This is a genomic window from Streptomyces sp. NPDC051217 (assembly GCF_044455465.1).
Classification (GTDB): domain Bacteria; phylum Actinomycetota; class Actinomycetes; order Streptomycetales; family Streptomycetaceae; genus Streptomyces.
Genome location: NZ_JBITEV010000002.1, coordinates 304,068 through 327,853, shown reverse-complemented (window position 1 = coordinate 327,853; position 23,786 = coordinate 304,068). Strand labels below are relative to the sequence as shown.

23 protein-coding genes and 1 pseudogene are annotated in these 23,786 nt (G+C 71.6%); 13 read left to right on the top strand and 11 right to left on the bottom strand.

The genetic code is table 11. The annotated features are described in order from the left end of the window. Positions 1 to 64: 64 nt before the first annotated feature. Entirely contained in the window at positions 65 to 1,003 is a 939-nt protein-coding gene (locus tag ACIBBB_RS06565) for a GlxA family transcriptional regulator (RefSeq protein ID WP_398979384.1), read from the bottom strand. A gap of 230 nt (positions 1,004 to 1,233) precedes the next feature. Between ACIBBB_RS06565 and ACIBBB_RS06560 the strand changes: the two genes are divergently transcribed. The 4 genes from ACIBBB_RS06560 (at position 1,234) to ACIBBB_RS06545 (ending at position 3,308) form a co-directional block, all read left to right on the top strand. After that, positions 1,234 to 1,605, top strand: coding sequence for a sortase-dependent protein (locus ACIBBB_RS06560; protein WP_398979382.1), 372 nt, complete (start codon positions 1,234 to 1,236; stop codon positions 1,603 to 1,605). Beyond that, the gene (locus ACIBBB_RS06555) at positions 1,602 to 2,225 is read left to right on the top strand and encodes a class F sortase (RefSeq protein ID WP_398979380.1); all 624 of its coding nucleotides are present in this window, start codon (positions 1,602 to 1,604) and stop codon (positions 2,223 to 2,225) included. The genes ACIBBB_RS06560 and ACIBBB_RS06555 overlap by 4 nt, the downstream gene beginning before the upstream one ends. Before the next feature lie 116 nt (positions 2,226 to 2,341). Further along, a complete protein-coding gene (locus ACIBBB_RS06550) occupies positions 2,342 to 2,833 on the top strand; it encodes an RNA polymerase sigma factor (protein ID WP_398979378.1) in 492 nt (163 codons plus the stop codon). Further along, positions 2,817 to 3,308, top strand: coding sequence for a hypothetical protein (locus tag ACIBBB_RS06545; protein ID WP_398979376.1), 492 nt, complete (start codon positions 2,817 to 2,819; stop codon positions 3,306 to 3,308). Before ACIBBB_RS06550 ends, ACIBBB_RS06545 begins: the two co-directional genes overlap by 17 nt. Before the next feature lie 74 nt (positions 3,309 to 3,382). Here ACIBBB_RS06545 and ACIBBB_RS06540 read toward each other — a convergent pair whose 3' ends face one another. Both ACIBBB_RS06540 and ACIBBB_RS06535 read right to left on the bottom strand, forming a co-directional pair. Further along, a complete protein-coding gene (locus ACIBBB_RS06540) occupies positions 3,383 to 4,507 on the bottom strand; it encodes an acetate/propionate family kinase (RefSeq protein WP_398979374.1) in 1,125 nt (374 codons plus the stop codon). Positions 4,508 to 4,547: 40 nt separating this feature from the next. Further along, entirely contained in the window at positions 4,548 to 4,976 is a 429-nt protein-coding gene (locus tag ACIBBB_RS06535) for a DUF2267 domain-containing protein (protein WP_398979372.1), read from the bottom strand. A 260-nt stretch (positions 4,977 to 5,236) separates the two neighbouring features. Between ACIBBB_RS06535 and ACIBBB_RS06530 the strand changes: the two genes are divergently transcribed. Together ACIBBB_RS06530 and msrA are read left to right on the top strand one after the other, a co-directional pair. Further along, complete coding sequence (locus ACIBBB_RS06530) at positions 5,237 to 5,863, top strand: NADPH-dependent F420 reductase (RefSeq protein ID WP_398979370.1); 627 nt, start codon at positions 5,237 to 5,239, stop codon at positions 5,861 to 5,863. Between the two features lie 94 nt (positions 5,864 to 5,957). After that, complete coding sequence (gene msrA, locus ACIBBB_RS06525; RefSeq protein WP_398979368.1) at positions 5,958 to 6,476, top strand: peptide-methionine (S)-S-oxide reductase MsrA; 519 nt, start codon at positions 5,958 to 5,960, stop codon at positions 6,474 to 6,476. Positions 6,477 to 6,601: 125 nt separating this feature from the next. Here msrA and ACIBBB_RS06520 read toward each other — a convergent pair whose 3' ends face one another. Together ACIBBB_RS06520 and ligD are read right to left on the bottom strand one after the other, a co-directional pair. Continuing rightward, positions 6,602 to 7,042, bottom strand: coding sequence for a VOC family protein (locus ACIBBB_RS06520; RefSeq protein WP_398979366.1), 441 nt, complete (start codon positions 7,040 to 7,042; stop codon positions 6,602 to 6,604). Positions 7,043 to 7,150: 108 nt separating this feature from the next. After that, positions 7,151 to 8,158: a non-homologous end-joining DNA ligase gene (ligD, locus tag ACIBBB_RS06515; protein WP_398979363.1), complete on the bottom strand. Its 1,008-nt coding sequence runs from the start codon at positions 8,156 to 8,158 to the stop codon at positions 7,151 to 7,153. Positions 8,159 to 8,542: 384 nt separating this feature from the next. Between ligD and ACIBBB_RS06510 the strand changes: the two are divergent. Beyond that, positions 8,543 to 9,121 (top strand): annotated as a pseudogene (locus ACIBBB_RS06510) (hypothetical protein). Here the strand turns inward: ACIBBB_RS06510 and ACIBBB_RS06505 are convergent. From ACIBBB_RS06505 to ACIBBB_RS06495, 3 genes are all read right to left on the bottom strand, one after another. Further along, positions 9,118 to 10,905 carry an ABC transporter ATP-binding protein gene (locus ACIBBB_RS06505; protein WP_398979361.1) on the bottom strand — a complete coding sequence of 596 codons (1,788 nt, stop codon included), beginning with the start codon at positions 10,903 to 10,905 and terminating at the stop codon, positions 9,118 to 9,120. The pseudogene ACIBBB_RS06510 and the gene ACIBBB_RS06505 overlap by 4 nt on opposite strands. A gap of 146 nt (positions 10,906 to 11,051) precedes the next feature. Then, positions 11,052 to 11,945, bottom strand: a complete 894-nt coding sequence (locus ACIBBB_RS06500; RefSeq protein WP_398979359.1) for an SMP-30/gluconolactonase/LRE family protein — start codon at positions 11,943 to 11,945, stop codon at positions 11,052 to 11,054. Continuing rightward, the gene (locus ACIBBB_RS06495) at positions 11,942 to 14,131 is read right to left on the bottom strand and encodes a DUF6351 family protein (protein ID WP_398979358.1); all 2,190 of its coding nucleotides are present in this window, start codon (positions 14,129 to 14,131) and stop codon (positions 11,942 to 11,944) included. The genes ACIBBB_RS06500 and ACIBBB_RS06495 overlap by 4 nt, the downstream gene beginning before the upstream one ends. A gap of 166 nt (positions 14,132 to 14,297) precedes the next feature. Between ACIBBB_RS06495 and ACIBBB_RS06490 the strand changes: the two genes are divergently transcribed. From ACIBBB_RS06490 to ACIBBB_RS06480, 3 genes are all read left to right on the top strand, one after another. Further along, complete coding sequence (locus ACIBBB_RS06490; protein WP_398979357.1) at positions 14,298 to 16,973, top strand: SpoIIE family protein phosphatase; 2,676 nt, start codon at positions 14,298 to 14,300, stop codon at positions 16,971 to 16,973. 275 nt (positions 16,974 to 17,248) lie between these two features. Continuing rightward, positions 17,249 to 17,641 carry a hypothetical protein gene (locus tag ACIBBB_RS06485; RefSeq protein ID WP_398979355.1) on the top strand — a complete coding sequence of 131 codons (393 nt, stop codon included), beginning with the start codon at positions 17,249 to 17,251 and terminating at the stop codon, positions 17,639 to 17,641. Further along, complete coding sequence (locus tag ACIBBB_RS06480) at positions 17,638 to 18,294, top strand: endonuclease (RefSeq protein ID WP_398979353.1); 657 nt, start codon at positions 17,638 to 17,640, stop codon at positions 18,292 to 18,294. Before ACIBBB_RS06485 ends, ACIBBB_RS06480 begins: the two co-directional genes overlap by 4 nt. A gap of 18 nt (positions 18,295 to 18,312) precedes the next feature. Here the strand turns inward: ACIBBB_RS06480 and ACIBBB_RS06475 are convergent, their stop codons facing one another. Further along, entirely contained in the window at positions 18,313 to 18,630 is a 318-nt protein-coding gene (locus tag ACIBBB_RS06475) for a hypothetical protein (protein ID WP_398979351.1), read from the bottom strand. 298 nt (positions 18,631 to 18,928) lie between these two features. On the opposite strand from ACIBBB_RS06475, the gene ACIBBB_RS06470 reads away from it, so the two are divergent. Further along, the gene (locus ACIBBB_RS06470; RefSeq protein WP_398979350.1) at positions 18,929 to 19,240 is read left to right on the top strand and encodes an SCO5918 family protein; all 312 of its coding nucleotides are present in this window, start codon (positions 18,929 to 18,931) and stop codon (positions 19,238 to 19,240) included. A gap of 88 nt (positions 19,241 to 19,328) precedes the next feature. Here the strand turns inward: ACIBBB_RS06470 and ACIBBB_RS06465 are convergent, their stop codons facing one another. Then, positions 19,329 to 20,864, bottom strand: a complete 1,536-nt coding sequence (locus ACIBBB_RS06465) for a DEAD/DEAH box helicase (protein WP_398979349.1) — start codon at positions 20,862 to 20,864, stop codon at positions 19,329 to 19,331. A 385-nt stretch (positions 20,865 to 21,249) separates the two neighbouring features. Beyond that, positions 21,250 to 21,453 (bottom strand): cold-shock protein, encoded by a 204-nt coding sequence (locus tag ACIBBB_RS06460; protein ID WP_014061102.1) that lies wholly within the window; start codon positions 21,451 to 21,453, stop codon positions 21,250 to 21,252. A 374-nt stretch (positions 21,454 to 21,827) separates the two neighbouring features. Between ACIBBB_RS06460 and ACIBBB_RS06455 the strand changes: the two genes are divergently transcribed. Continuing rightward, complete coding sequence (locus ACIBBB_RS06455; protein ID WP_398980051.1) at positions 21,828 to 23,033, top strand: sensor histidine kinase; 1,206 nt, start codon at positions 21,828 to 21,830, stop codon at positions 23,031 to 23,033. Next, entirely contained in the window at positions 23,030 to 23,698 is a 669-nt protein-coding gene (locus ACIBBB_RS06450) for a response regulator (RefSeq protein WP_398979346.1), read from the top strand. Before ACIBBB_RS06455 ends, ACIBBB_RS06450 begins: the two co-directional genes overlap by 4 nt. The last annotated feature ends 88 nt before the right edge of the window (positions 23,699 to 23,786 follow it).

Below are 23,786 nucleotides of genomic sequence, written 5' to 3'. Positions count from 1 at the left end.
GCCAGAAGGAATTGGCGTGCAGAACAGGCGAAAGTGACAACCAGGCCCGGATTATTGCCGGCGGTCAGCTGAAGGAGCGGCGGTATGTGAGGGGACTGACGCCCGTGGTCCGCTTGAAACGGTCGCGAAAGGCGGTGGGCGAGCCGAAGCCGACCTGGGCGCCGATGTGTTCGACCGAGTGGCCGGTGCTTTCCAGCAACTGCTGAGCCTGGCGGACCCGTGCACGGTGGAGCCATTGGAGCGGGGTGTCCCCGGTCTGTTCGCGGAAGCGCCGGATCAGCGTCCGGGTGCTCACCCCGGCCTGCGCTGCGATGTCGGCGAGCGCCAGATCGCGGCCCAGATTGCCCTGGAGCCAGATGAGGAGGGGTTCGAGCGCGGAGCCCCGCGGCGTGGGCGGGTGCTCGTGGACGATGAACTGCGCCTGGCCGCCCTCGCGTTCGAGCGGGACCACGGAGAGTCGCGCCGCGTCGGCGGCGACGGCGGAGCCGTGGTCGCCGCGGATCATGTGAAGACACATGTCGAGGCCCGCGGCGGCGCCGGCCGAGGTGAGTATCTGCCCGTTGTCGACGTACAGAACGTCCGGGTCGACCTCGATGTCCGGGTGGGCGTCGGCCAGTTGGCCGGCCGCGACCCAGTGGGTGGTGGCGCGCAGACCGTCGAGGAGACCCGTGGCGGCGAGGGGGAAGGCCCCGGAGCAGATGGACGCGATACGGGTACCGCGCGCGGCAGCCGCGCGCAGCGCGTCGCGTGTGGCGGGGGTGAGGGCCGAGGCGGGGTCGGCGGTGCCGGGCACGATCACCGTGTCCGCGCCCGTGAGCCCGTCCAGCCCCCAGGGGGCGCGCAGGGTGAACGCACCCGCGTCGACGTCCGGCTGTTCGGCGCACACGCGTACCCGGTAGGCGGCGCTGCCGTCCGCGAGCCGGGTGCGGGCGAAGACCTCGATCGGGGTGGACAGGTCGAAGGGGACGACCTGATCGAGAGCGAGGACGGCGACGGTGTGCATGGCGGGAAGATACCTGCCGGGGTGTTGAGCTCGTGGTGTCGGGGCGGAGGGGGTACGGCGAGGGACCCGCGCGCCGCCACGCCCCGGTGGCAGACGACCCCGCGCCGGGCCGCCCCGGCGGCTTTGCCATTCCTTTACAACCCGCCGCGCCCCCGCCTCGTCTCTCCTCCCGATCTGTAGCCCCCGCCCGCCGGGTCCCCGGGCAGGCGGACGACGAAAGAGAGCGGCTCATGCGCCGAACTGTCCTCAGTGCCATGGCACTCGCGAGCACCGCCGTGCTGGCGACCGCGGTGCCCGCGTTCGCCGACGACGCGACCCCGACCCCGGTCCCGGTCCCCAGCACCCGCCCGACCGGGGCCGCCCCCGCCCCCGCCGAGCCGTCGCAGGCGACGACCGCCCGGACTCCGAGTGCCGCCCCCGCCCCGGCCAGGACCCCCGGCCAGGTCGCCGTCGTCCCGGAGGGCGCGCCCGACACCGGAGTGGCCCCCGCGGCCTCGGGGTCCGGTACCGACAGCATGCTGATCGGAACCGGCGCCGCGGCCCTCGCCGCGGGCGGTGCGGCGGTCTTCGTCGTACGCCGCCGGCGAGCGACCGGGGCGTGACCCCGCCCTCCAGGCGCGCCTTCGCCGCCGCCGCGCTGGCCTCGCTGCTCGTGGGCTGCGGCGGCCCCGGAGCCGACCGGGCCACGAACGAGGATCGGTCCAGCGGTACGCCACCTCCCGCCGCGAAGGCGAAGGGTGAGCGGGAAGCGAAGGCCCTCGGGCGCTCCGTTCCGGCCCGGCTGCTGATCCCCGCCATCGGGGTCGACACCCCGGTCATGGGGCTGGGGCTGGCCCCGGACGGCACCATGCGGGTGCCCCCGATCACGGCGGACGACCGCGCGGGCTGGTACCGGCACTCGCCGACGCCCGGTCAGGTCGGCCCGTCGGTGATCATCGGCCATGTCACGGTCGGTTCCCACGGCGACGGTGTCTTCCGGGACCTCGCCCGTCTGCGCCGGGGCGACACGGTCACGGCGCGCCTGGAGAACGGAGCGGCGGCGGAGTTCGCGGTCGGCTCCGTACGGAAGGTCGCCAAGGCGGACTTCCCGGCGGACGACGTGTACGGGGACGTGGGCCGCCCGGAGCTGAGGCTCATCACCTGCGGTGGGCCCCGTACCGGTGACGGCTATCTCGGCAACGTGATCGTCTTCGCCACGATGACGTCCGCGAGCGGCCCCTGACGCGCCACCGGATACCGGACCGGGGGAACGTACGCCCTCGGTCCGGACTCCTTCCCTGTGGGCCGGGCCGGTGAGCCCTGCCGACCCCCCCACTGCGGCCACGACCATGGAGAGCGTTGAAACGGTCCCGCGACAAGGCAGCGTCCGACCTGTTCGCCGCCCTCTACCCGCGCCTCGCCGGCTGGTGCCGCCGTCTGGTCGACGACGACGAGACGGCGCACGAGATCGCCTCCGAGGCGTTCACGCGGCTCTGGGCGCGGTGGACATCCGTGCAGGAGCCGCGCGGCTTCCTCTACGTCACCGCGGCCAACCTCGTACGGGACCACTGGCGCAAACTGGAGCGCGAACGCAGGGCCATGCGCCGAGTCACCTCCGAAGCCGCGGTCAGCCCGCACACCGAGCAGGCGGACCCTTCGGTACGTCTGCTCGTACAGTCACTGCCGGAACGACTGCGTGTCCCGATCCTGTTGCACTACTACGCCGACATGCCGATCCGGGAGGTGTCCGTGCTGACCGGGCGCAAGGAAGGAACCGTCAAGGCCGACCTCCACGCGGCCCGCGAACTGCTCCGCGCCCACCTGAGGAGAAGCCTTGACCACACGCGCTGACGACCGGCCGGAGTTCGAACCCGACGACCCCCTCGCCGTCATCCTGCGGCCCACGTCCGACCGCCTCGGCCCACCGCCCCGTCGGTACGAGGCGATCCGCCGCAGCGCCGCCCGCCGCCGGCTGCTACGGGCCGCCGCCGGGGCGGGCCTCTCGTGCGCCGCCCTCGCCCTCGTCGCGCTGCCCCTCCATCTCGCGACGACGTCCGACGGCCCGGCATCCCCGACGGTGCCTCTCGCCCCGCCGCCGGCGACCCGCTCCTCCCCGGACCCGGCCCCACCCCCGGTCACCCCCCGCCCCGGCGGAAGGACCGCCCCGGAGAGCTCCCTCACCCCGAACACCCCCACCCCGGGCGCCCGCACCCCCGGGACCGCCCCCAACCCCCGCGCGCCGGCGGCCCCCACCCAGGCCCCCGACGAACGCGCCCCGGTCCGCGGCGGGTTGGCCCCGAGCCCCGAGAGCCCGGTCCGGCAGTAGGGGACCTCCGAAGTGGGGCGCGGAGGCGTGACGGGGACGCCCCGAACTGCCGAGGAGCCCAGCCGAGTGACGTATCAGCGCGCGCTCAGCAGCGTGCGCGTTTCCTTGTCGATCTGGCGGGCCTCGCCCGTCGGTACCACGATCACCGGGATCTCCGCCTCCGCCGCGCTGACCAGGTAGGCAGGCGCGTCGTCGCCCTCCGGTCGCAGCCGCAGGCCGCCCGCGACCCCCAGGATGCCCAGCCCCGCGCAGATCTCCTCGCGTACCTCCGGCTGGTCCTCGCCGATCTCGCCCGTGAACACCAGCGCGTCGAGGCGGTCCAGGGACGCGGCCATCGCGGCGATACCGCTGCGGCAGTGGTGAGTGAAGACGTCCAGCGCCAGAGCCGCCCGTTCGTCGCCCGTCGCGCGGGCGCGGACCAGGTCGCGGGTGTCGCCCGACGTACCGGACAGCGCCAGCAGGCCCGAGTGGTGGTCGAGGGCGTCGTCGATGTCGCGTGCGGAGAGGCCGTGCCGGGTCTGGAGCCAGGTCAGGGCACCCGGGTCGACGGCGCCGCTGCGATGGCTCATCACCAGACCGTCCAGGGGAGTGAAACCCATGGTGGTGTCGACGCTCGTGCCGTCACGCACCGCGCACGCCGAGCAGCCGCCGCCGAGGTGGGCGATGACGATCCGCAGGCGCTTCGGCCGCCGCCCGAGCAGTTCGGCGGTACGGGCCAGTGCCCACGCGTAGGACAGGCCGTGGAAGCCGTAGCGCCGTACACCGAACTCACCGCGCCATGTCTCGGGTACGGCGAACTCCCGGGCCGCCGCGGGCAGACCGGTGTGGAAGACGGTGTCGAAGCACGCGATGTGCGGCACGTTGGGCAGCAGCTCGCGGGCCGCGTCGAGTACGCGCAGGGCCGGCGGGACATGCGAGGGGGCCAGGTCGGACATGCGCTGGAGCGCGTCCCTGACCTCGTCGTCGACCAGGGTGTGGTGCCGTAGCTCCGGGCCGCCGTGCACGATCCGGTGCCCGACCGCCGTGGGCGCCGGCGCGTAACGGAGCAGGTCGCGGAGTTGCCCGGCCGTGTTGTCGCCCGGCGCCGACGTGTCGTCGTACGAGGCGAGCGCCGAGCCGTCGTTCGCGAAGACGGTCAGGTGCACGCTGGAAGACCCGGCGTCCGCCACCAGCACGGGTTCACGCTCGCGATCGGCCACGACATGCCCTTCCTTTCAGGTCCCTCTCCCGGAGTGCGCCTCAGCCCGGGTCGCCGGTGGTGCGCCCGACCGGCAGCAGCGCGCCGATGTCGACCGGCAGCGCGGCGGCGATCTTGTTCATCAGCTCGGGGGCGAGAGCGGCGTCCAGCACCTCCAGCACGGCGGCCGCCTCACGGAGGGCCGCGTCCTCCGTGGTACCCGCCCGGTCCGCGACCCGGCCCGTGAACGCGACCAGGTCGAACCGTTCGCCCGAGCCCGCGTCCCGTCCCTCCGCGACGGCGAATTCCGCCGGCCGCCGCAGGTCGGCCGCAAGCTCCGGCGGCAGCTGCGCCGCCACGTGGTCGGCGAGCCCCGCCGGCAGCCGTTCGCCCAGCGTCCGCAGCACCGCCTGTGTCGCCCGCTCGGTGGATCCGCGGTCCGGCAGTTGGGCGAGCGCCTGAATCTTGCCGATCATCTCGTCGTGGTGCATGGCGTGATCCTCTCCGGACGTCACTGCTCCCGGCGCCTGCCCCCGGAGCCGCGGGCGGGACGCGTACGGGGGTGTCGGCCAGGCCCCCGCGCGGCGGCCGCACACGGGTGGTCTCCGTCGGCGTCGGATGTGGCCCGCAGCCTCAGGGTGAGTCCGGGCCCGCGTTCCGGCAAGTTTGGGGCGGCGCCATTCGGCTACCCATGGAGGCGACCGTACGAGCGGGACCACGGGCCCACGACCCCGCAGGCAGGAGAGGCACCATGCGTATCGGAATCATCGGAGCGGGCCGTATCGGCTCCACGCTCGCCCGGCACTTCGCCTCCATCGGCCACGAGGTGGCCCTCGCGAACTCGCGCGGCCCCGAGACGCTGGCGGAGCTGGTCGCGAGCATCGACGGCCCCGTCCGGGCGGTCACGGCCGTGGAAGCGGCGCGGTTCGGCCAGGTGGTCGTCGTCTCGATCCCGTACGGGAACATCGGCGATCTGCCCACCGCCGAACTGCGCGACAAGGTCGTCATCGACACGTGCAACTACTACCCGCCACGTGACGGGCACGAGCCCGACCTGGACGACGACTCCACCACCTCCAGCGAGAAGCTGCGGAACGCGACGGACTCGAATCTGGTCAAGGCGTTCAACGCCATCTTCTGGGAGGTCCTGCGCGACCGCGGCCGCCCCAAGGGCGACCCGGCACGCCTGGCCATCCCGATCTCCGGCGACGACGAGGAGGCCGTCGCCGTCGTGGCCGGTCTGATCCGCGACATCGGCTTCGACCCGGTGAACGCCGGCCATCTCGGCGGCGGAGGCCGCAAGCACCAGCCCGGCACCGACGCCTACGCCGTAGAGCTCTCCGCCGCCGAGCTGGACTCGCGGCTGCACAGCGCGTGACACGCCGTCTCCGTGAGCGGTGCTCCCGCCCCTCTGCGAGGCGCCTCCGTCCACGTCGGAGCAGTACCGTGTGTGGCAGAGGAGGGACTAAAAAATGGCTACGGATACGGCTACAGAGAAGGCAATCCTCGCGGGCGGCTGCTTCTGGGGCGTGCAGGATCTGATTCGCGGTCTGCCGGGGGTGATCTCCACCCGGGTCGGTTACACCGGTGGTGACATCCCGAACGCTACGTACCGCGATCACGGAACGCACGCCGAGGGTATCGAGATCATCTTCGACCCCGAGAAGACCAGCTACCGCCAGATCCTGGAGTACTTCTTCCAGATCCACGACCCCACGACGCTCAACCGTCAGGGCAACGACATCGGCCTCAGCTACCGGTCGGCCATCTACTTCGTCGGCGACGAGCAGAAGCGCGTCGCCGAGGACACCATCGCCGACGTCGAGGCCTCCGGCCTCTGGCCCGGGAAGGTCGTCACCGAGGTGGTCGAGGCCGGCCCCTTCTGGGAGGCGGAGCCCGAGCACCAGGACTATCTGATCCGCTACCCCGACGGATACACGTGCCACTTCGTCCGGCCGGGCTGGAAGCTGCCGGTCCGCAGTGAGCGGTAAGCAGCGCCCGGCGCTCTGATCGTTCGTCCTCGATCGCCGGAGGGGCCGATGGCGGCCCGGCCGGCGATCGAGGACAGCCGCGGTGCCCGTCCCGCCGTGGCCCTTCGCTGTCCCCACGGCCGGACTCAGACGGCGAAGACCTGCGCGTCGTCCGCGAACGCCTTGAACTCCAGCGCGTTGCCCGCCGGATCGAGCAGGAACATCGTCCACTGCTCGCCGGGCTGCCCCTCGAAACGCAGGTAGGGCTCGATGACGAACGTCGTCCCCGCCGTACGGAGCCGGTCGGCCAACTCGTGGAACTCAGGCTGAGTCAGCAGCAGCCCGAAGTGCGGCACGGGCACGTCGTGCCCGTCGACCACGTTGCTTACGCCCTCGCCGCGCCGCGGTGCCAGATGCGTCACGAACTGGTGGCCGTGCAGATTCCAGTCCACCCAGGTGTCCGAGCTGCGGCCCTCCTCCAGACCGAGTACGTCGCCGTAGAAGCGGCGCGCGGCGGCGAGGTCGTCGACGGGCATGGCGAGATGGAAGCGCGGTATGCGGGAGCCGGGGGTCGGTGGGGTTTTCATGGGGTGTCGCCGCCCTTCGTCACAGTCACGGGCCGCGTCGCTGTTCTCGTACGCGGGCACTGTCACGGGCACTGTACGGATGACCCGTACGGATGACCCGTACGGTCGTCACGTGGGTCTCTCCCGCACCACGTCCGTCGGCTTTTTGTCATCCCGCAGCCCCAGGAAACGCGGGTGACGCAGCATCCCGTCCCGCGTCCACTCGGTGAACGCGATCTGGGCGACGAGCCGGGGCTCCGACCAGTGCGGGGCCCGCTCCTTGACCACATCGGCGAACGGCGAGCGGGGCGTCGCGGCCTCGTCGAGCCGTCGGCGGAGGTCCAGGAGCGTCGCGTGGTCGTAGCCCGTCCCCACCTTGCCCGCGTAACGGAGCCGCCCGTCCTCGTAGTGGCCGAGGAGCAGCGCGCCGAAACCGACGCGGGAGCGGGACGGCTCCGTGTAGCCGCCGATGACGAACTCCTGCTCCTGCTCGCACTTGAGCTTCAGCCAGCCCGTTGAGCGCCGGGGCTCGTACCGGCCCGCCGCCCGCTTCGCGATCAGCCCCTCCCAGCCGTTGGCGCACGCCTGCTTCAGCAGCTCCTGACCACCCGCGTTGCGGTGCGGTGTGAAGCGCAGCGGCGCTCGGTAGGTCAGTGCCCTGCGCAGCAGCGACTTGCGCGAGCGCAACGAGATCGCGGTGAGATCGGCGCCGTCGAGCCGCAGCAGATCGAACAGGTAGTACGTGACGGCCACCCCGCTGGCGCGTGCCCGGCGGGCGTCGCTGATGCCCATCCGCTGCTGGAGCCGGGCGAAGTCGGTACGGCCGTGGGAGTACGCGACGACCTCCCCGTCCACCGTGAAGTCGGCGCATTCCTGTGCGGCGAGGGCGTCGACGATCTCCGGGTAGGTCGCGTTGAGCCGGCGTCCGGTGCGTGACAGCAGCCGTACGCCGGAGGCGTCGCGCACCGCGAGCACCCGGACGCCGTCCAGTTTGCGCTCGAAGACCCAGCCGTCGCCGAACGTCCGGCGGTCGGTCAACGTGGCGAGCATCGGCGCGGACGCCAGCAGGGCACCGGACCGGGCGGAGCCCAGCCTGCGCCGCTCGTCGGCGGGCAGTGTGTCCAGGAGGCTGCTCATCGGACCTCGCCTCTCTCCGTGTCGGGCCCCGGGTGGAGGCTCCCCGGGAAAGGGTGCGGGATGCGCCTGTAGGGACGGCTGATCACCCGTTAGGGGCGGCCGGACGAGCGGCCCGGCCGCCCTGCGGTGGTGCGAGCGGCCGAACGGCGGCGGTGGCCGGGAGCGCGCCCGGCACCGTCACCGTCCGCGGGAGTGCGATCTGCCCGGTGACGAACGAGCTCCACAGGCCGAACCGCAGCTTCTCGTCCCGGTCGCCCGACAGTTCTCCGACGCGGTGCTCGGCGCCGTCCCGACGCCCTGCGGCTGGACAGGGACGAGCGGGACCATCTCTTCCGGCTGGCCCGCCCGCGGAAGCCGGGGGCGGGAGGGGCGGCCCCGGTCCCCGTGGCGCCCGGCACGGCCGTACGGCCCGAGGTGCAGCGGCTGCTCGACAGGATCACCGCGCCGGCGCTGGTCGTCGGACGCCGCCTGGACGTCCTCGCCTGGAACCGCCCCGTCTGCGGACTGATCACGGACTTCGGCGCGTTACCCCCGCGCGAACGCAACATGTGCCGACTGCACCTCCTGGACGAGGAGATCGGTGCCCGCTACCCCGACCGCGACATGGTCGCCCGCGAGGCCGTGGGCAGTCTGCGTATCGCGGCCGGGATCCACCCCGAGGACCAGGAGTTACGGGAGCTGGTGGACGAACTCAAGGAGCACAGCGCCGAGTTCCGCCACTAGTGGGCGCGGCACACGGTGCGTACGAAAGCGCACGGCATCAAGCTCGTCGACCATCCGCACCTCGGATTCCTGAAGCTCACCTACGAGATCACGCACTTCCCGCAGGACGAGGAGCTGAGCCTGCTCGTCTACACGGCCGGTCCGGGAACGCCGGAGGAGAAGGCGCTACGGGAGCTGGCGGACATCCATCTGACGGCGCGAGGACGACCACGCGACCGCCTTCCTCCGGCACGCCCTTAGGAAGCGCGGTGCGCCGGCTGGAGGCCGGCGTACACCCCGCCGCGTGTCATCAGGGACTCGTGCGTGCCGACCTCGGCGATCCGGCCGTGCTCCATCACCACGATGCTGTCCGCGCCCCGGATCGTGGACAGCCGGTGGGCGACGACGAAGACGGTGCGGCCGTCGACCAGCCGTGCCAGCGCCTCCTGCACCAGCGCCTCCGACCGGGTGTCGAGGGCCGAGGTGGCCTCGTCCAGGACGAGCACCCGGGGGTCGCGTATCAGCGCGCGGGCGATCGCGAGCCGCTGCTTCTGTCCACCGGACAGGCGCGCGCCGCGCTGTCCGACGACGGTGTCGAGACCGTCCGGCAGCCGGTCGACGAATTCGAGGGCGTTCGCGTCCCGGAGCGCCCGCCGCACCGTCGCCTCGTCCATGCCGTCGAGCCCGTAGGTGACGTTCTCGCGGATCGTGCCCTCGAACAGGATCGACTCCTGAGGTACGACCGACAGGAAACGGCGGTAGCTGCGCAGATCGAGGGAGGCCATGTCCGCGCCGTCCAGCAGGATGCGGCCGGAGGTGGGCCGGATGAAGCCGATGAGGAGGTTGAGTACGGTCGACTTGCCCGCGCCGGACGCGCCGACCAGGGCGACGGTCTGACCCGGCCGGGCGGAGAGGGTGAAGCCCGCCACGGCGGTGTCGGGCGAGCCGTCGTACTGGAAACCGACATCCTCGAAGTCGATCCGTCCGGCCACCGACCCGACCCGCTCCTTGCCCGCGTTGCTCTCCAGGTCGGGAGCCTGGAGGACCTCTCCCGCCGACCGCACGGACTCAAGTCCCTTGCTGATGACGGGCGCCAGCCCGAGCAGGGTCACCATCGAGCCGGTCAGGGTGGTGAAGAACGCGCTCAGCATGACGACGTCGCCCGCCGTGATGGGCAGCAGACCGTGGTACGCGACGAGCGCCGAGCCCGCGAGACACGCGACGCCCAGGGAGTTGAGCAGGATCCACGCGAGCGCGCCGAAGCGCCCGTTGAGCAGATCGAGCCGCACCCCGGCCGCGAGCACCTGGCGCAGCGAGCCGTCGATACGGACCATGGCCGCGCCTTCGAGGCCGTGCGCGCGGGTGATCGGGATCAGCGACGTCATCTCGCTGACGCGCGACGACATGCGCTCCACCTCGTGACGGAAGGCCGCGTTGTGGCTGTGGAGGCGTCCGCGCAGCCGCACGATGAGGAAACCGGCGGCCGGGACGACGAGCAGGAAGACGGGGAGGAACGACGGTACGCGCACACCGATCACGACGAGACCGCCGACGAGCGTGATGACGGCGGCCAGCCCCATGTCCGAGGACTGCTGGACCATTTGCTCCACCGTCTCCACGTCCCTGACCACCTTGGCCTGGAGGACGCCGGCGCTCACCCGCGAGTGGTAGCCGATCGAGAGCTGCTGCATACGGCGGCACAGCGCGTCGCGCAGCGCCATGCCCACCCGCCGTACGCTCCCGGCGAGACAGCGCACATAGAGCAGGTGCAGGGGGAAGTTGAGCAGCAGGACCACGAGCAGCACGCCAGCGTTGATCCAGATGCCGGAGACCGGACCGTGCTGCACGACGGTGTCGATGATGTTGGCGGTGATGAGGGGAAGCAGCCAGATCGGGCTGTGCTTCCCGATGAACGCGAGGACGGCGAGCGCGAGACGAGGGCGGTCGGGACGGAAGAGATAGCCGAGGGTCCGAACGGGATGTTCACCCCGGTAGCGGTGGTCGAGCGCCGCGGATGACGGGGTGGTGGAGACCGGTCGCTGCATGGGCCAAGCAAATCCCGCTCCCCGCGGGCGTGCAACCCCCTTCTTACCTGCGGGTTTACGGTCGCCCGGCTGGTGTGCCCAGGCCGAGCGCCGGCCCAAGTGCCCGTCGGCGGGCCCAACTCCCGCCCGGCGGCGTACCGGACGTCTCAGCCGGCGAACGGAGTGTCCGGGACGCCCTGCCCCGCGTCGGTGAGGACGAGCAGCGAACCGGTGAGGGGATGCGGGCCGACGACTCCGACGCGGGCGGTGGTGATGTAGAGGTCGCGCAGCCCGGGGCCGCCGAAGGCGCAGGACGTGGGGCGGAGTACGGGCAGTTCGACCGTACGGTCCAACTCGCCGTCCGGTGTGTAGCGGCGGATCGCCGCGCCGTCCCACAGCGCGACCCAGACGCACCCGTCCGCGTCGACGGTCAGTCCGTCCGGGTGCCCGGCGCCGGGCTCGATCGTCGCCAACGGGCCCTGGTCGACGAGCGGTTCGCCGGGGGAGTGCGTGTCGGCCCGGAACCGGTCGATACGGCCGGTGGGGGTGTCGATGTAGTACATCGTCCGCCCGTCCGGACTCCACCCGGTGCCGTTGCCGACGGTGACGGGCCGCGTGTCGGTGACGGCCCCCGCGGATACGCGAGGCGCGACCCGGATCAGCGTCCCGCCGCCCGGCGTCTCGTCGTAGTACATGCTGCCCGCCCACAGCGCGCCGTCGGGCGCGACGGCCGCGTCGTTGCCCCGGCGGCCGGGCACCGGGTCGTGCACCAGCCAGGAGAAGTCGCCGCCGGGGCCGTACAGTCCTATGCCGTCCCGGAGGTTGACCACCAGCCCGCCCCCGGCCCGGGGGAGCGCCGCGCCGACGTGCTGCTCGGTGGCCATGACCGTCCGGCGGCCGCCGGACGGGTCGAAGGTGTGAATCCGCGCGGAGAGGATGTCCACCCAGATCAGCCGGCCGGTCGCCGGATCCCACGTGGGACCCTCACCCAGCTTGGCCTGTTCCCGTACGGCGACCTCGATCCGCCGCCCGGTCCGCGTGCGCGCCGTCGTCGGACTCATCGCTCCCCGCCTTTCGCCGAAAGTGTCTGCCAGGTGTCCGTGGGCGGACGCTGCCCCCGGCCACTTCTGCTCCAGTCGCAGACCCCGCCCGGGAACACCGCACGCAGCTCCCGGAGTTCGCCGCCGGTGAACGTCACCGCGTAGTCGGCCGGATCCACCGCCTTGCGGTGACACGCGATCACATCGTCCGCGAGCGGGGCCCCGGCGACCAGCCGCGGCGTCGGGAACGCCGGGTAGAGCGCGCCGCACTCGCCCGCGTTGTCGTAGCCGAGGCGCTGCTCGATCTTCCGGGGTTCCGCGTCCCTGGTCCAGCACGCGTCGGTCAGCCCCGCCGGCTTGTGCGCCACGACGTCCCGGGGTGTCCACGCCGTCCGGGAGCCGTCCGCCGTCAGTGCCGTCAGCCAGCTGTCCATCCCGGTGAGGGCGTGGCGCAGCGCGGGGCTCCCCAGACTGAACCCGTGGCGGTTGTCCTCGGCGAGCATCACCTGGTTGTCCGCGTCGCCGTTGGCCGCGATCAGCCGCGCGCGGGTGGAGAACCCGTGCACGGCCATGTGGATGTCGCCCCCGGGCAGATCGTCGGTGTAGGAGCGGTGGTCGATGACCGGTGTGGTGGCCAGACCAGCGCCGCCCCACAGGATGCGGCCGGTGCCGTACGCCGCCTCCGTCGCCGTACCGTCGGCGGCCGTCCTCCCCGCCGTGAACACGGCGTCCCGGTCGATGCCCCCGACGCGGGAGTTGAGGTCGATGAACTGCCGCTTGTCGATCACGCCCTCGTTCAGCGCGTCGAGCCCGTACTGCACACCGACGTTGTCCAGCGGGCGCAGCGCGGCGCCGGTGTCCGGCTCGGTCCCGTAGACGTTCACGGTGTGATCGAAGACCGTGCCCCGTGCCCCACCGGGGTTGGTGCGCGCGTCGTACCTCTGGTCCTCCGGCAGCGCGGCGGGGAACTCCGCGTCCGGATCGAGGCGCTTCGCGCCGTCGCTCAGATTCGGGATGCTCGCCCGCTCGCGGAACCCGGCGATGGCGGTCTGCTGCTCGGCACTGAACTCGTTCGGCGCCGACTCGGTGAAGTAGTGGTCGAGCAGCCGGGAGTCCAGCAGCGTCGTGTTGGTCGCCGACGTCACGTCGGGGAAGCTGCACCCGACGATGATGCCGTCGAGCAGACCCGGGTAGTTGTCGGCGGTCTGATAGCTCTGGTACGAGCCGCCGGAGCACCCCCAGCCGATGGTGAAGCGGGGGACGCCGTACCGCTCCACGAAATGCTCCTTGACCATCATCGTGGTCTCGGAGGCCAGCAGGTCGTTGCAGTTGTTGCCGAAGACATTGAGGGACGAGGAGGCCACCGCGTAGCCGCGGCCCAGCATCTCGGTGTCCAGAACGCCACCGGTGTCCGCGCCCTGCGTGTACCACCCGCCCCGGCAGCCGCCGCCGAAGGTGTACATCAGCCGCCCGTTCCACCCCTCGGAGGGCCGCGCCCGCGTCGGCTCCGGCGCGGCGGGATCGGCCAGCATGGATATCTGGTAGATGCCCCGGTTGAGCGTGCCCGTCTCGATGCGGATGAGGAACGGCACGCGCGCGCCGGCGGTCGTGGTGGTCGACGCCAGGTCCGCCGGGCGGCTCGCCGGATCGGCCAGCGGTTTCACGGTCCCGTCGGTGGAGCGGTACGCGTGGTCCACCCGGGTGGTGATCGAGCAGTCCTCGTCCAGCGGCGCTCCCAGGGTGGAGCCGTCGACCAGTTTGAACGACCGCGTACCGCACATGAAGGGGCTTTCGTGCGGACCGCTGATGACGGGGCCGGTCGAGGGATGGTCACGCACCTGGAGTGTGGCCCGCGCGCCGGGCCGGCCGGGAACGGTCGCGACGAGCCGGCTGGAGCCCTCGCGCAGGGACGTCACCAGACCGGTCAGGGTCCCGGGCGCGGTCCCGGGCGCGGAACCCGCGTCCGTGAACGCGTCCGTGACGTCCGTGCCGTCGCGGGTGATCCGTACGTCGTCGGGATCGAGGCTCCGCGGGACCCCGACGCGCACCAGTACGTCACCGCCGGTGACCACGGAGGGCCTGGTCGACAGCGTGCCGATGGTGAGCCGCTCGCCGCCGCCGGGCCGCTCGGCGGCGGCGCTGGGCAGGCAGGTCAGCAGCAGCGCGCCCGCGGTGATCGAAATGGCGAGAACGGGCCGACGGGACACCTGTGAACCCCCATAATCTGTGGACCGGCCATATCGGCCGGTGAACTCGTGTCACATGCATCACTCGCGAACCCGCAGAATGGTTCATCCGAGGGGGTGCGGGGTCAAGTCCGCCTGCCTGCCCGCGCGGCTCGCCCACCATCTGAGGGAGGTGTAGAAAGGGTTCATGGCCGGACGCGACGGCCGCCGGCGCTCCGTTCTGAAGATGAGGACAGTCGCAGGCCAGGTCTTTCTCCTTCAGGTGGCGATCGTCGTTCTGCTCGTCGCCGCCGCCTCCGCCGCGCTTGTACTCCAGGGCCGTTCGGACAGCGAGCGCGAGGCCCGCAACCGCTCCGTCGCCGTGGCCGCGACCTTCGCGAACTCTCCGGGCATCCAGGCCGCGCTCAAGAACCCCAATCCCGCCGAGGTCCTGCGCAGACCCGCCGAACTGGCCAGAGAACGTTCGGGCGTGGACTTCATCGTCGTCCTCAACACCAAGGGAATCCGCTACACCCACCCGATTCCCAACCGGGTCGGCAAGAAGTTCGTCGGCAATCTGGAGCCGGCCCTGCGAGGGCATGTCATCACCGAGGAGATCACCGGCACCATCGGCCCCCTGGTGCAGGCGGTCGTCCCCGTCACCGACGCGAGCGGCAAGGTGGTCGGGCTCGTCTCGGCGGGCATCACCATCAAACGCGTGAGCGCGGTGGTGGAGGACGAGTTCCCGCTGCTGTTCGGCGCCGCGGGCGGTGTGCTCCTCCTGACCATGGGCGGCACGGCCCTGGTGAGCAGACGGCTGCGCCGCCAGACACACGGGCTCGGACCCTCCGAGATGACCCGTATGTACGAGCACCACGACGCGGTTCTGCACGCCGTACGCGAAGGAGTGATCATCGTCGGCGGGGACGGCAAGCTGCTGCTCGCCAACGACGAGGCCCGCAGACTGCTCAACCTGCCGACGGACGTGGAAGGCCGCCTGATCACCGAGCTGGGTCTCGACCCGGACACGGAGAGGCTGCTGGCCTCCGGCCGGACGGCGACCGACGAGGTCCATCCCGTCGGCCAGCGCCTGCTCGCCATCAGCCAGCGGCCCACGGACCAGGACGGTGGTCCGCCCGGCAGCGTGACCACCCTGCGTGACACCACCGAGCTCCAGGCGCTCACCGGAAAGGCGGACGTGGCCCGGGGACGGCTGCGCCTGCTGTACGACGCCAGTACGGAGATCGGCACGACCCTGGACGTGGTCCGCACCTGCGAGGAACTGACCGAATTCGCCGCCGCCAACTTCGCCGACTACGCGAGCGTCGACCTGGCCGAGGCCGTCCTGCGCGGCGAGGAGCCGACCACCGTGGTGCTGGACATGCGCCGCACCGCCTTGAGCGGCCCGCACGAGGACACCTCGCTCTACCCCCTCGACGAGCTGATCCACTTCGCCCCCGGTGCCCCGATGAGCGACGCCATCATGAACGGCGAGCCCATCCTGGTCGCGGATCTCGCCGCGTTCTCCGGCTGGCACAAACAACACCCCGAACGCGCCAGGAAGCTCGTGGACGAAGAGGGCATCCACTCGATGATCACCGTTCCCATGCAGGCACGGGGCGTCATTCTCGGTGTCGCCACCTTCTGGCGCGGCGCGCGCGCGGAGGCGTTCGAGGGCGAGGACCTGTCGGTCGCCGAGGAACTGGTGGCCAGGGCGGCCGTCAGCGTCGACAACGCCCGCCGCTACACCCGAGAGCACACCATGGCCGTCACGCTCCAGCGCAGCCTGCTGCCGCGCGGCCTCCCCACCCTGAGCGCCATCGACGTCGCGTACCGCTATCTGCCCGCCAAGGCCGGGCTCGGCGGGCTCGGCGGCGTCGGCGGCGACTGGTTCGACATCATCCCGCTGCCCGGCGCCCGGGTGGCGCTCGTCGTCGGTGACGTCGTCGGCCACGGTCTGCACGCCGCCGCCACCATGGGCCGGCTGCGCACGGCCGTCCACAACTTCTCCACCCTGGACCTGCCGCCCGACGAACTCCTGTGGCACCTGGACGAGTTGGTCACCCGTATCGATCAGGAGGAGGCCGTCGACGGAGCCGACGCCGGCGTCACCGGCGTCACCTGCCTGTACGCGATCTACGATCCCGTCTCAGGGAACTGCTCCATGGCGCGGGCCGGCCACCTCCAGCCCGTCATCATCCAGCAGGACGGCACGGCGGTGTTCGCCGAGGTGCCAGGCGGCCCGCCGCTCGGCCTCGGCGGACTGCCCTTCGAGACGCTGGAGGTCCACCTGCCGGAGAACAGCCGGCTGGTGATGTACACCGACGGACTCGTGGAGGACCGGGAGCGTGACATCGACGAGGGCCTGACGCTGCTGCGCCGTACGCTCGCCGAGCAGGCCGACCGGACCCCCGAGCAGGCCTGCGACGCGGTCCTCGACGCGCTGCTGCCCGAGACCCCGCGCGACGACATCGCCCTGCTGGTGGCCCGTACGCGCGTCCTGGACAGCGAACACGTCGCCGACTGGGAGATTCCCGCCGACCCCGTCGCCGTGGGCAGACTGCGGGCCGACGTCACGCGCAGGCTGACGGAATGGGGCCTGGTCGAAGAGGCCTTCACCACCGAGCTGATCCTCAGCGAACTGGTCACCAACGCGATCCGCTACGCGTCCGGGCCCATCCGGGTACGGCTGATCCGCGACCGCAGCCTGATCTGCGAGGTGTCCGACCACAGCAGCACCTCCCCCCATCTGCGCCAGGCGGCGGGCACCGACGAGGGGGGCCGCGGACTCTTCCTCGTCGCCCAGTTCGCGGAGCGCTGGGGCACGCGCTACAGCGCCCAGGGCAAGGTCATCTGGACAGAGCAGCCGATCATCGATTCCTGAGCCCGGCGGCGCCCCCAACCCGTCTGTCAACTTGGACTGGGCCGTACGGGAGCCGACGAGCGAGGTCCGTGCGGACGCCATAGGCTTCTCAATAGTGCGAATCAGGCACGTCAGTGTGAACTCCAACAGACGTGGTACCCGCCCGGTGTACGCGTGCGAAGCACCGCCCGCAAGCGACTGCCCGCGTGTTCCGCGCGCATCTCAGGTCGGCGTTCTCCCGTCGGCACCGCTCAATCCGGTCGCGCTCAGGGCCGGGAAGAGAAAGGGACTGGGTTATGGGGCTGCTGCCGACCGTACTGATCTCCCTGGTGTTTCCGGCTCTGATGCTGCTGATCACGGTGGGGCTCGGACGCATGGAGGAATTCCTGTTGCCGCATCTGCGGGCGCCACTGCCGGCCGACGGCGAGACGCAGACCCCCTCGGAGGAGTCCCGGGACTCACCGCCCGCGGCGTCGGACACGAAGCACGACCTGCTCGGCACAGACCTTCGCGCCGAAGACAACCACGCCGGAGAGATCCGTGCCGAGGAGATCCGCCTCGCCAAGGCCCGCGCGGAAGCCGTACGGCGCTCCGCCCGGCGCCGCGCCTACGGAACCCCGCGTCCCGTGGGCCGTACCAACACCGGCCCGCCGCGCGGGGCGAGGACGACTCCCCTGAGGTTCCGATGAAACAGCGCACCGTCGTAGACGCACTGCTCCACTCCCACGGCGGCACCTACGCCGCGGACGCCGGCATCAGACTGCGTGACACCCCCCAGCCCCTGTACCAACTGCTCGTCCTCGCCCTCCTGTTGAGCGCCCCCATCCGGGCCGGCACCGCCGTCGCCACGCTGCGCGCCCTGCGCGACGCGGGCCTGCGGAACCCGCGCCGGATGCTCGACGCGACCTGGCAGCAGCGGGTCGATGCCCTCGGAAAGGGCGGTTACCGCCGTTACGACGAGAGCACCTCGACCCGGCTCGGCGACGGCGCCGAGCTGTTGATCCGGCGGTGGCACGGTGACCTGCGCCGCATGCGCGCCGAGGCGGACGGAGATGTGCCGGTCCTGCGCCATCTTCTCCAGGACGTGCCGGGCATCGGCCCCGTCGGGGCGGACATCTTCCTGCGCGAGGTCCAGGCCGTCTGGCCCGAGGTGGTGCCCTACTTCGACACCAAGGCGCTGCACGGCGCCGAACGTCTCGGACTCGGGAACGACGCGACCAGGCTCGCGCGGCTGGCCGGGGACGAGGGCCCCGCCACCCTCGCAGCCGCGCTGGTACGCGCGTCACTGGACGACGGCGTCGTCGACGACTCCCTGCGGGAGGCGCGACAGGACAGGCCCTGAGGGCTGTCCCTGCCGGTATCAGTACTCGCTGTCGATGCCCGTGACGAACGCCGGTCCCAGCGGTGCCTCGTCCGCCGAGAAGCCGGCCTCGCCCAGCGCCTCGCCCGCCACCTTCTTCGCCTCGGCTTCGGCACCCCGCCTGTTGTCGGCCTCGATCTCCAGCCGGATGCTGAACGTGCCGCCCTCGTTGACCGTCAGCACGTCCAGCTCCTCCGCCTCACCCAGAGCCGTGTGCTGCGGGTCCGCCGGCCGCAGCGCCCGCAGCAGCGCCGCGCGGGAGTCGGCGTCGAGCGTGCGCAGGAAGGTGCCGGGGACGGTAATGACGTACGCGGTCATGCGAACTCCTGGCGTTGACGGCCCCCGCGGTACGGGGTGGGCTGCTGCGCCCCACCCATGTGACCTGCCCCGTTTTCCGCTCCGATCACCTACCGGATCCGGATCAGCGCCCGGATCTCCCCCCGCCCGGCCCCCGGCGAATGGCGATTTCCGCTTCCCTTTTCCGGGAATCGGATTCCGGCGCGCACTTATGCTCCGAACATTTGCCCAGGCGGGCGGGGGAGGTTTCGCTTCCGGGCGGGCGTTCGGTGTGGGATGCTGAAGACTCCGTATCCCCCCTTCTCCCTGCCGAGGCACTATGCGCTGCGTCATCGCCCGCTTTCCCTTCGATCTGGTCAAGAGCGAGGTGCAGCTGGCGATGAAGGGCATCAAGCCCGAGCCGATCACGGGCGAGTCCGTTGTCATCGGCCGCCGTACGTACCCGGTGAAGCAGGTGGGCGAGGTGATCACCCGCCAGGACCGGCGTGACTTCTCCTCCTCCGAGGTGACCCGCGCGCTCACCCGTCTCGGCTTCACCTGCCGCAGCGGCGCCCCCGTCCCCGCCCCGGTGGAGGAGCCCAGCCCGCTGGAGACGGCGTCGGCGATGCTCGGCAGCCCCGCGCAGAACTGAGCGGACCGCGCGCACGACATACGGAGAGGGCCCCGTCACCGACCGGTGACGGGGCCCTCTCCCTGTCCGGGCCCTGGCCCGGGTGAACTTACGCGGACCAGCTGCGCGACGACGACTGGCGCCCGCCGCCCGACCGGCCCCCCGAGCCGCCGGCCCCCGACGACCTGCGGCCCTGGGCCGGACGGCTGCGGCCACGGCTGCCCGAACCGCTCTTGGCGCGCTCAGACACGGGCGCGGAGATGACCACGGGAACACCCGAGGGCGCCTGCGCCCCGGTGATCCGGGTCAGCTCGGCCTCGCCGGAGTGCACCTGCGCGACCTGCGGGACGATGCCCGCGTCGGCCATCAGACGGGTCATCTCGCGACGCTGGTTGGGCAGGACGAGCGTGACGACGCTGCCGGACTCCCCGGCGCGCGCGGTACGCCCGCCCCGGTGCAGATAGTCCTTGTGGTCGCTCGGCGGGTCGACGTTCACGACGAGGTCGAGATTGTCGATGTGAATGCCGCGCGCCGCGACGTTCGTCGCCACGAGCACCGTGACATGACCCGTCTTGAACCGGGCGAGCGTCCGGGTGCGCTGGGGCTGCGACTTGCCGCCGTGCAGCGCGGCGGCGCGTACGCCACTGCTCAGCAGGTGCTCGGTCAGCCGGTCGACGGCGTGCTTGGTGTCCAGGAACATCAGCACCCGGCCGTCGCGCGCCGCGATCTCCGTCGTGGTCGCGTACTTGTCCGCGTTCTGCACATGCAGGACGTGGTGCTCCATGGTGGTGACCGTGCCGACGGCGGCGTCGACGGAGTGCACCACCGGGTCGTTCAGATAGCGGCGGACCAGCAGGTCGACATTGCGGTCCAGCGTCGCCGAGAACAGCATCCGCTGGCCCTCGGGCCGCACCTGGTCGAGGAGTTCGGTCACCTGCGGCATGAAGCCCATGTCCGCCATCTGGTCCGCCTCGTCGAGGACGGTGATGGCGACCCGGTCCAGCCGGCAGTCACCGCGCTCGATGAGGTCCTTGAGCCGCCCCGGCGTCGCGACGACAACCTCGGCGCCGACACGCAGCGCCCCGGCCTGGCGACCGATCGACATCCCGCCGACGACGGTGGCGAGCCGCAGCTTCAGCGAACGCGCGTACGGCGTGAGTGCGTCGGTGACCTGCTGGGCCAGCTCCCGGGTCGGTACGAGAACGAGCGCCAGCGGCTGCCTCGGCTGGGCACGCTGTCCGGCGGTGCGGACGAGAAGCGCCAGGCCGAAGGCGAGGGTCTTGCCGGAGCCGGTGCGACCGCGCCCGAGCACGTCGCGCCCGGCGAGCGAGTTGGGCAGCGTCGCCGCCTGGATCGGGAACGGCTCACTCACACCGAGGCCGGTGAGCGTCGTCATCACCGGCGACGGCATGTCCAGCTCGGCGAAGGTCGACACCGCGGGCAGGGCGGGGGTGACGGTGACCGGCAGGGCGAATTCGCCCTGTACGGCGGCGGGACGACGGCCGTAGCCGCCGCCCGACCGGCCGGAAGAACCGGACCGACCGCCGGACCCCGACGATCCGGGGCGGAAGCGGCTGCCGCCACCGCCGGAGCCGCCGGAGCGGGTACGTGAGTAACGGTCATTCGTGCGAGGCGTGCGGTTCATCCTGAACCTCTCTCGATGCGGCACGTATCGAGGAACTCTTGGGCAGAATGACCGCGCAAAGAATCGCAAGAACGAGCCGGGGGAAAACAAAAACAGAACAGTGCCGGGACGTGAAACGCCGTGAATCGGCACCTGAGAATTGCTCGGAGCGGACCGAGCGTGAGCCTGTGAGCAACAGGTCGCTCACGTGTGGGGGCCCGGCAGTCCGGTGCGGGGCCGACATCGGTGGAGATTTGTCGGCCGGCCGTCAGGACAGCGAGGAGAAACCTGGTCCCGCGCCACACTCCAATGTGTCACGCGCACCGGGCGGGCCCCGGAGAAAAAGCAACGTAGCCAGGGCCCGCATCGCAAGGTGCGGGCCCCAGCTACGTCTAACGCCTCAACGTCAGGCGGGAACGATGTTCTCCGCCTGCGGGCCCTTCTGGCCCTGCGTGACGTCGAAGTTCACCTTCTGGCCCTCCTGCAGCTCACGGAAGCCCTGGGCGGCGATGTTCGAGTAGTGGGCGAAGACGTCAGCGCCGCCGCCGTCCTGCTCGATGAAGCCGAAACCCTTTTCCGCGTTGAACCACTTGACGGTGCCACTAGCCATTTTGATCTCCTTCAGGGCAATGCTGCCCGGGGGCTCGCACTGTGCGAACCCCGCGTCGCTTGAGATGATTGCCCCGTCCGGAAAATAACCGGAAATACAAAAGCGCGCCCACCGACACATAAAGTCGGCGAGAGCACTTGAAGTCTTCGGGAACCACAACTGCAACTGATGACTACAGTAGCACGGTGCATGCGGACGAGTACGGGACGTCTTGTCGATCCCGGGCCGCGTACCGGAAAATCGCACGGGGCGCCGGAGAATTTTCCCGGAACCACGATCGGGGAATATTTTCCGGTTCTTCACCCCGCGGCTACTCCCGGCGGCGTATGCGGGGCACCGCGGCGCCGCCTAGCGTGAACGGCGTGAACCGGGAGATGACCTTCGAACGCGTGCTTCTCCGTGTCAGGGCGGTGCCGCCGCTCGGCGCCGATCTGCTGGTGGCGGCGGGCGTGGGCCTGTTCACCGCGTCCGACGCCGCCGTGAACGATCCCGAGTACCGGCAGGCCGACTGGTTCACCTGGCTGCTTGTCGCCGTCTCGGTCCTCGCCCTGATCGCCAGGCGCCGGGGACCCATGCTGGTCGTCACGGTCACGGGGGCCGCCTGCGCCGGCTGGGCGCTGTACGGGCACATCGGGGAGCTGCTGAACCTGCCGGTGATAGTGGCGCTCTACACGGTGGCCGTCATGGGCGACCGGCGGCGCACGGTGTGGACCGGGGCCGTGGCCGCCGTCGTCTCGGGCGCCGTGGCGCTGCGGGTGGGGCACGACGTGGCCAATCCGCAGGGGCTGCCGGTACTGGAGCTGGTCTGGCCGCTCGTACCCCTGCTGCTCGGCGAAGCGGTTCGTACGCGGCGGGAGTTGCTGCACGAGTACGAGGCCAGGGCGGCCCGCGCGGAGCAGGACCGGGAGCGGGAGGCGGCGCGTCGGGTCCACGAGGAGCGGGTACGGATCGCCCGCGAACTGCACGACATCGTCGCCCACACGGTGACGGCGATGACCGTGCAGGCGGGCGTGGCCCTCGACGCGCTCGACGCGCGGCCGGAGATCTCCAGGAAGGCGATGCGCCAGGTGCGTGACTCGGGCAAGGAAGCCGTCCGCGAACTGCGCGCGACGGTCACGGTGCTGCGCGAGCGGGACGACGAGCCGACGGCCCCGGTGCCCGGGATCGACAGACTCCGAGAGCTGGTCGAGCGGTTCGAGGGCGGTGAGGTCGAGCTGGTGATGCGGCAGGAGGGGGAGCTCGGCGGGCTGTCGCCGATGGCCGGACTCGCGGTCCACCGCATCGTGCAGGAGGCCCTGACCAACGTCGTCAGACACTCGGGCGCCCGCCGCGCCGCGGTCTCCGTCGTCCGCCACGACGACCGGCTGATCGTGGAGATCGCGGACGACGGAGCGGCCGGGGGAGCGGGAGCGGGCGAACGGCCGGAGGGGCGTGACGGGTTCGGGCTGATCGGGATGCGGGAGCGCGCGGTCGCGGCGGGGGGCGGCGTCGAGTACGGGCCGGTGCCGGGCGGCGGATTCCTCGTACGCGCCTGGCTGCCCGCCGGACAGCGCCACGAGCGGTCGGAGACGCCGTCATGACCGTGCGGGTGGTGCTGGCCGACGACCAGACCGTCGTGCGCGCGGGGTTCCGCGCGCTGCTCGATCTGACCGACGACCTCGTGGTGGTCGCCGAGGCCGCCGACGGCATCAGGGCGGTGGAGGCGGTACGGACCACCCGGCCGGACGTCGTGCTCATGGACATCCGGATGCCCGGCATCGACGGGATCGAGGCCACCCGCCGTATCGCCGCGGACCGCGCCCTCGACGCGATCCGGGTCGTCATGCTCACCACGTACCAGGTCGACTCCTATGTCTTCGAGGCGCTGCGGCACGGCGCGGCCGGCTTTCTGCTCAAGGACATCGAGCCCGACGAACTGCGGGCGGCGATCCGCACCGTCGCCGCCGGACAGAGCCTGCTGGCGGCGGCGGTCACCCGCTCCGTCGTCGAGGAGTTCGCCAGACTCAAGGCGCCCGAGGCGCTCGGCGCGGAGCGACTGGCCCCGCTCACCGACCGGGAGCGCGAGGTGGTGGCGCTGGTCGCGGCGGGCCTCTCCAACACCGAGATCGGCGCGGCGCTGATCATGAGCCCGCTGACGGCCAAGACACATGTCAGCCGGGCCATGACCAAACTCGGGGTACGGGACAGGGCGCAGCTCGTGGTCCTCGCGTACGAGACGGGCCTGGTGCGGGCGGGGGAGCGCTGACGCCCGCTCGCGTGTCACGAGGCGTTCTCGCCGCTCCCGGCTACTCCCGCCGGAGTAGTCACCGACTCCGGGTGACGGATGTCGGCCG

Bases quoted from the DNA above. Each gene is read 5' to 3' on its own strand.
- ACIBBB_RS06565 (WP_398979384.1), bottom strand. From the start codon at position 1,003: ATGCACACCGTCGCCGTCCTCGCTCTCGATCAGGTCGTCCCCTTCGAC.
- ACIBBB_RS06560 (WP_398979382.1), top strand. From the start codon at position 1,234: ATGCGCCGAACTGTCCTCAGTGCCATGGCACTCGCGAGCACCGCCGTG.
- ACIBBB_RS06535 (WP_398979372.1), bottom strand. From the start codon at position 4,976: ATGCACCACGACGAGATGATCGGCAAGATTCAGGCGCTCGCCCAACTG.
- ACIBBB_RS06530 (WP_398979370.1), top strand. From the start codon at position 5,237: ATGCGTATCGGAATCATCGGAGCGGGCCGTATCGGCTCCACGCTCGCC.
- msrA (WP_398979368.1), top strand. From the start codon at position 5,958: ATGGCTACGGATACGGCTACAGAGAAGGCAATCCTCGCGGGCGGCTGC.
- ACIBBB_RS06520 (WP_398979366.1), bottom strand. From the start codon at position 7,042: ATGAAAACCCCACCGACCCCCGGCTCCCGCATACCGCGCTTCCATCTC.
- ligD (WP_398979363.1), bottom strand. From the start codon at position 8,158: ATGAGCAGCCTCCTGGACACACTGCCCGCCGACGAGCGGCGCAGGCTG.
- ACIBBB_RS06505 (WP_398979361.1), bottom strand. From the start codon at position 10,905: ATGCAGCGACCGGTCTCCACCACCCCGTCATCCGCGGCGCTCGACCAC.
- ACIBBB_RS06500 (WP_398979359.1), bottom strand. From the start codon at position 11,945: ATGAGTCCGACGACGGCGCGCACGCGGACCGGGCGGCGGATCGAGGTC.
- ACIBBB_RS06490 (WP_398979357.1), top strand. From the start codon at position 14,298: ATGGCCGGACGCGACGGCCGCCGGCGCTCCGTTCTGAAGATGAGGACA.
- ACIBBB_RS06485 (WP_398979355.1), top strand. From the start codon at position 17,249: ATGGGGCTGCTGCCGACCGTACTGATCTCCCTGGTGTTTCCGGCTCTG.
- ACIBBB_RS06480 (WP_398979353.1), top strand. From the start codon at position 17,638: ATGAAACAGCGCACCGTCGTAGACGCACTGCTCCACTCCCACGGCGGC.
- ACIBBB_RS06475 (WP_398979351.1), bottom strand. From the start codon at position 18,630: ATGACCGCGTACGTCATTACCGTCCCCGGCACCTTCCTGCGCACGCTC.
- ACIBBB_RS06470 (WP_398979350.1), top strand. From the start codon at position 18,929: ATGCGCTGCGTCATCGCCCGCTTTCCCTTCGATCTGGTCAAGAGCGAG.
- ACIBBB_RS06465 (WP_398979349.1), bottom strand. From the start codon at position 20,864: ATGAACCGCACGCCTCGCACGAATGACCGTTACTCACGTACCCGCTCC.
- ACIBBB_RS06460 (WP_014061102.1), bottom strand. From the start codon at position 21,453: ATGGCTAGTGGCACCGTCAAGTGGTTCAACGCGGAAAAGGGTTTCGGC.
- ACIBBB_RS06455 (WP_398980051.1), top strand. From the start codon at position 21,828: ATGACCTTCGAACGCGTGCTTCTCCGTGTCAGGGCGGTGCCGCCGCTC.
- ACIBBB_RS06450 (WP_398979346.1), top strand. From the start codon at position 23,030: ATGACCGTGCGGGTGGTGCTGGCCGACGACCAGACCGTCGTGCGCGCG.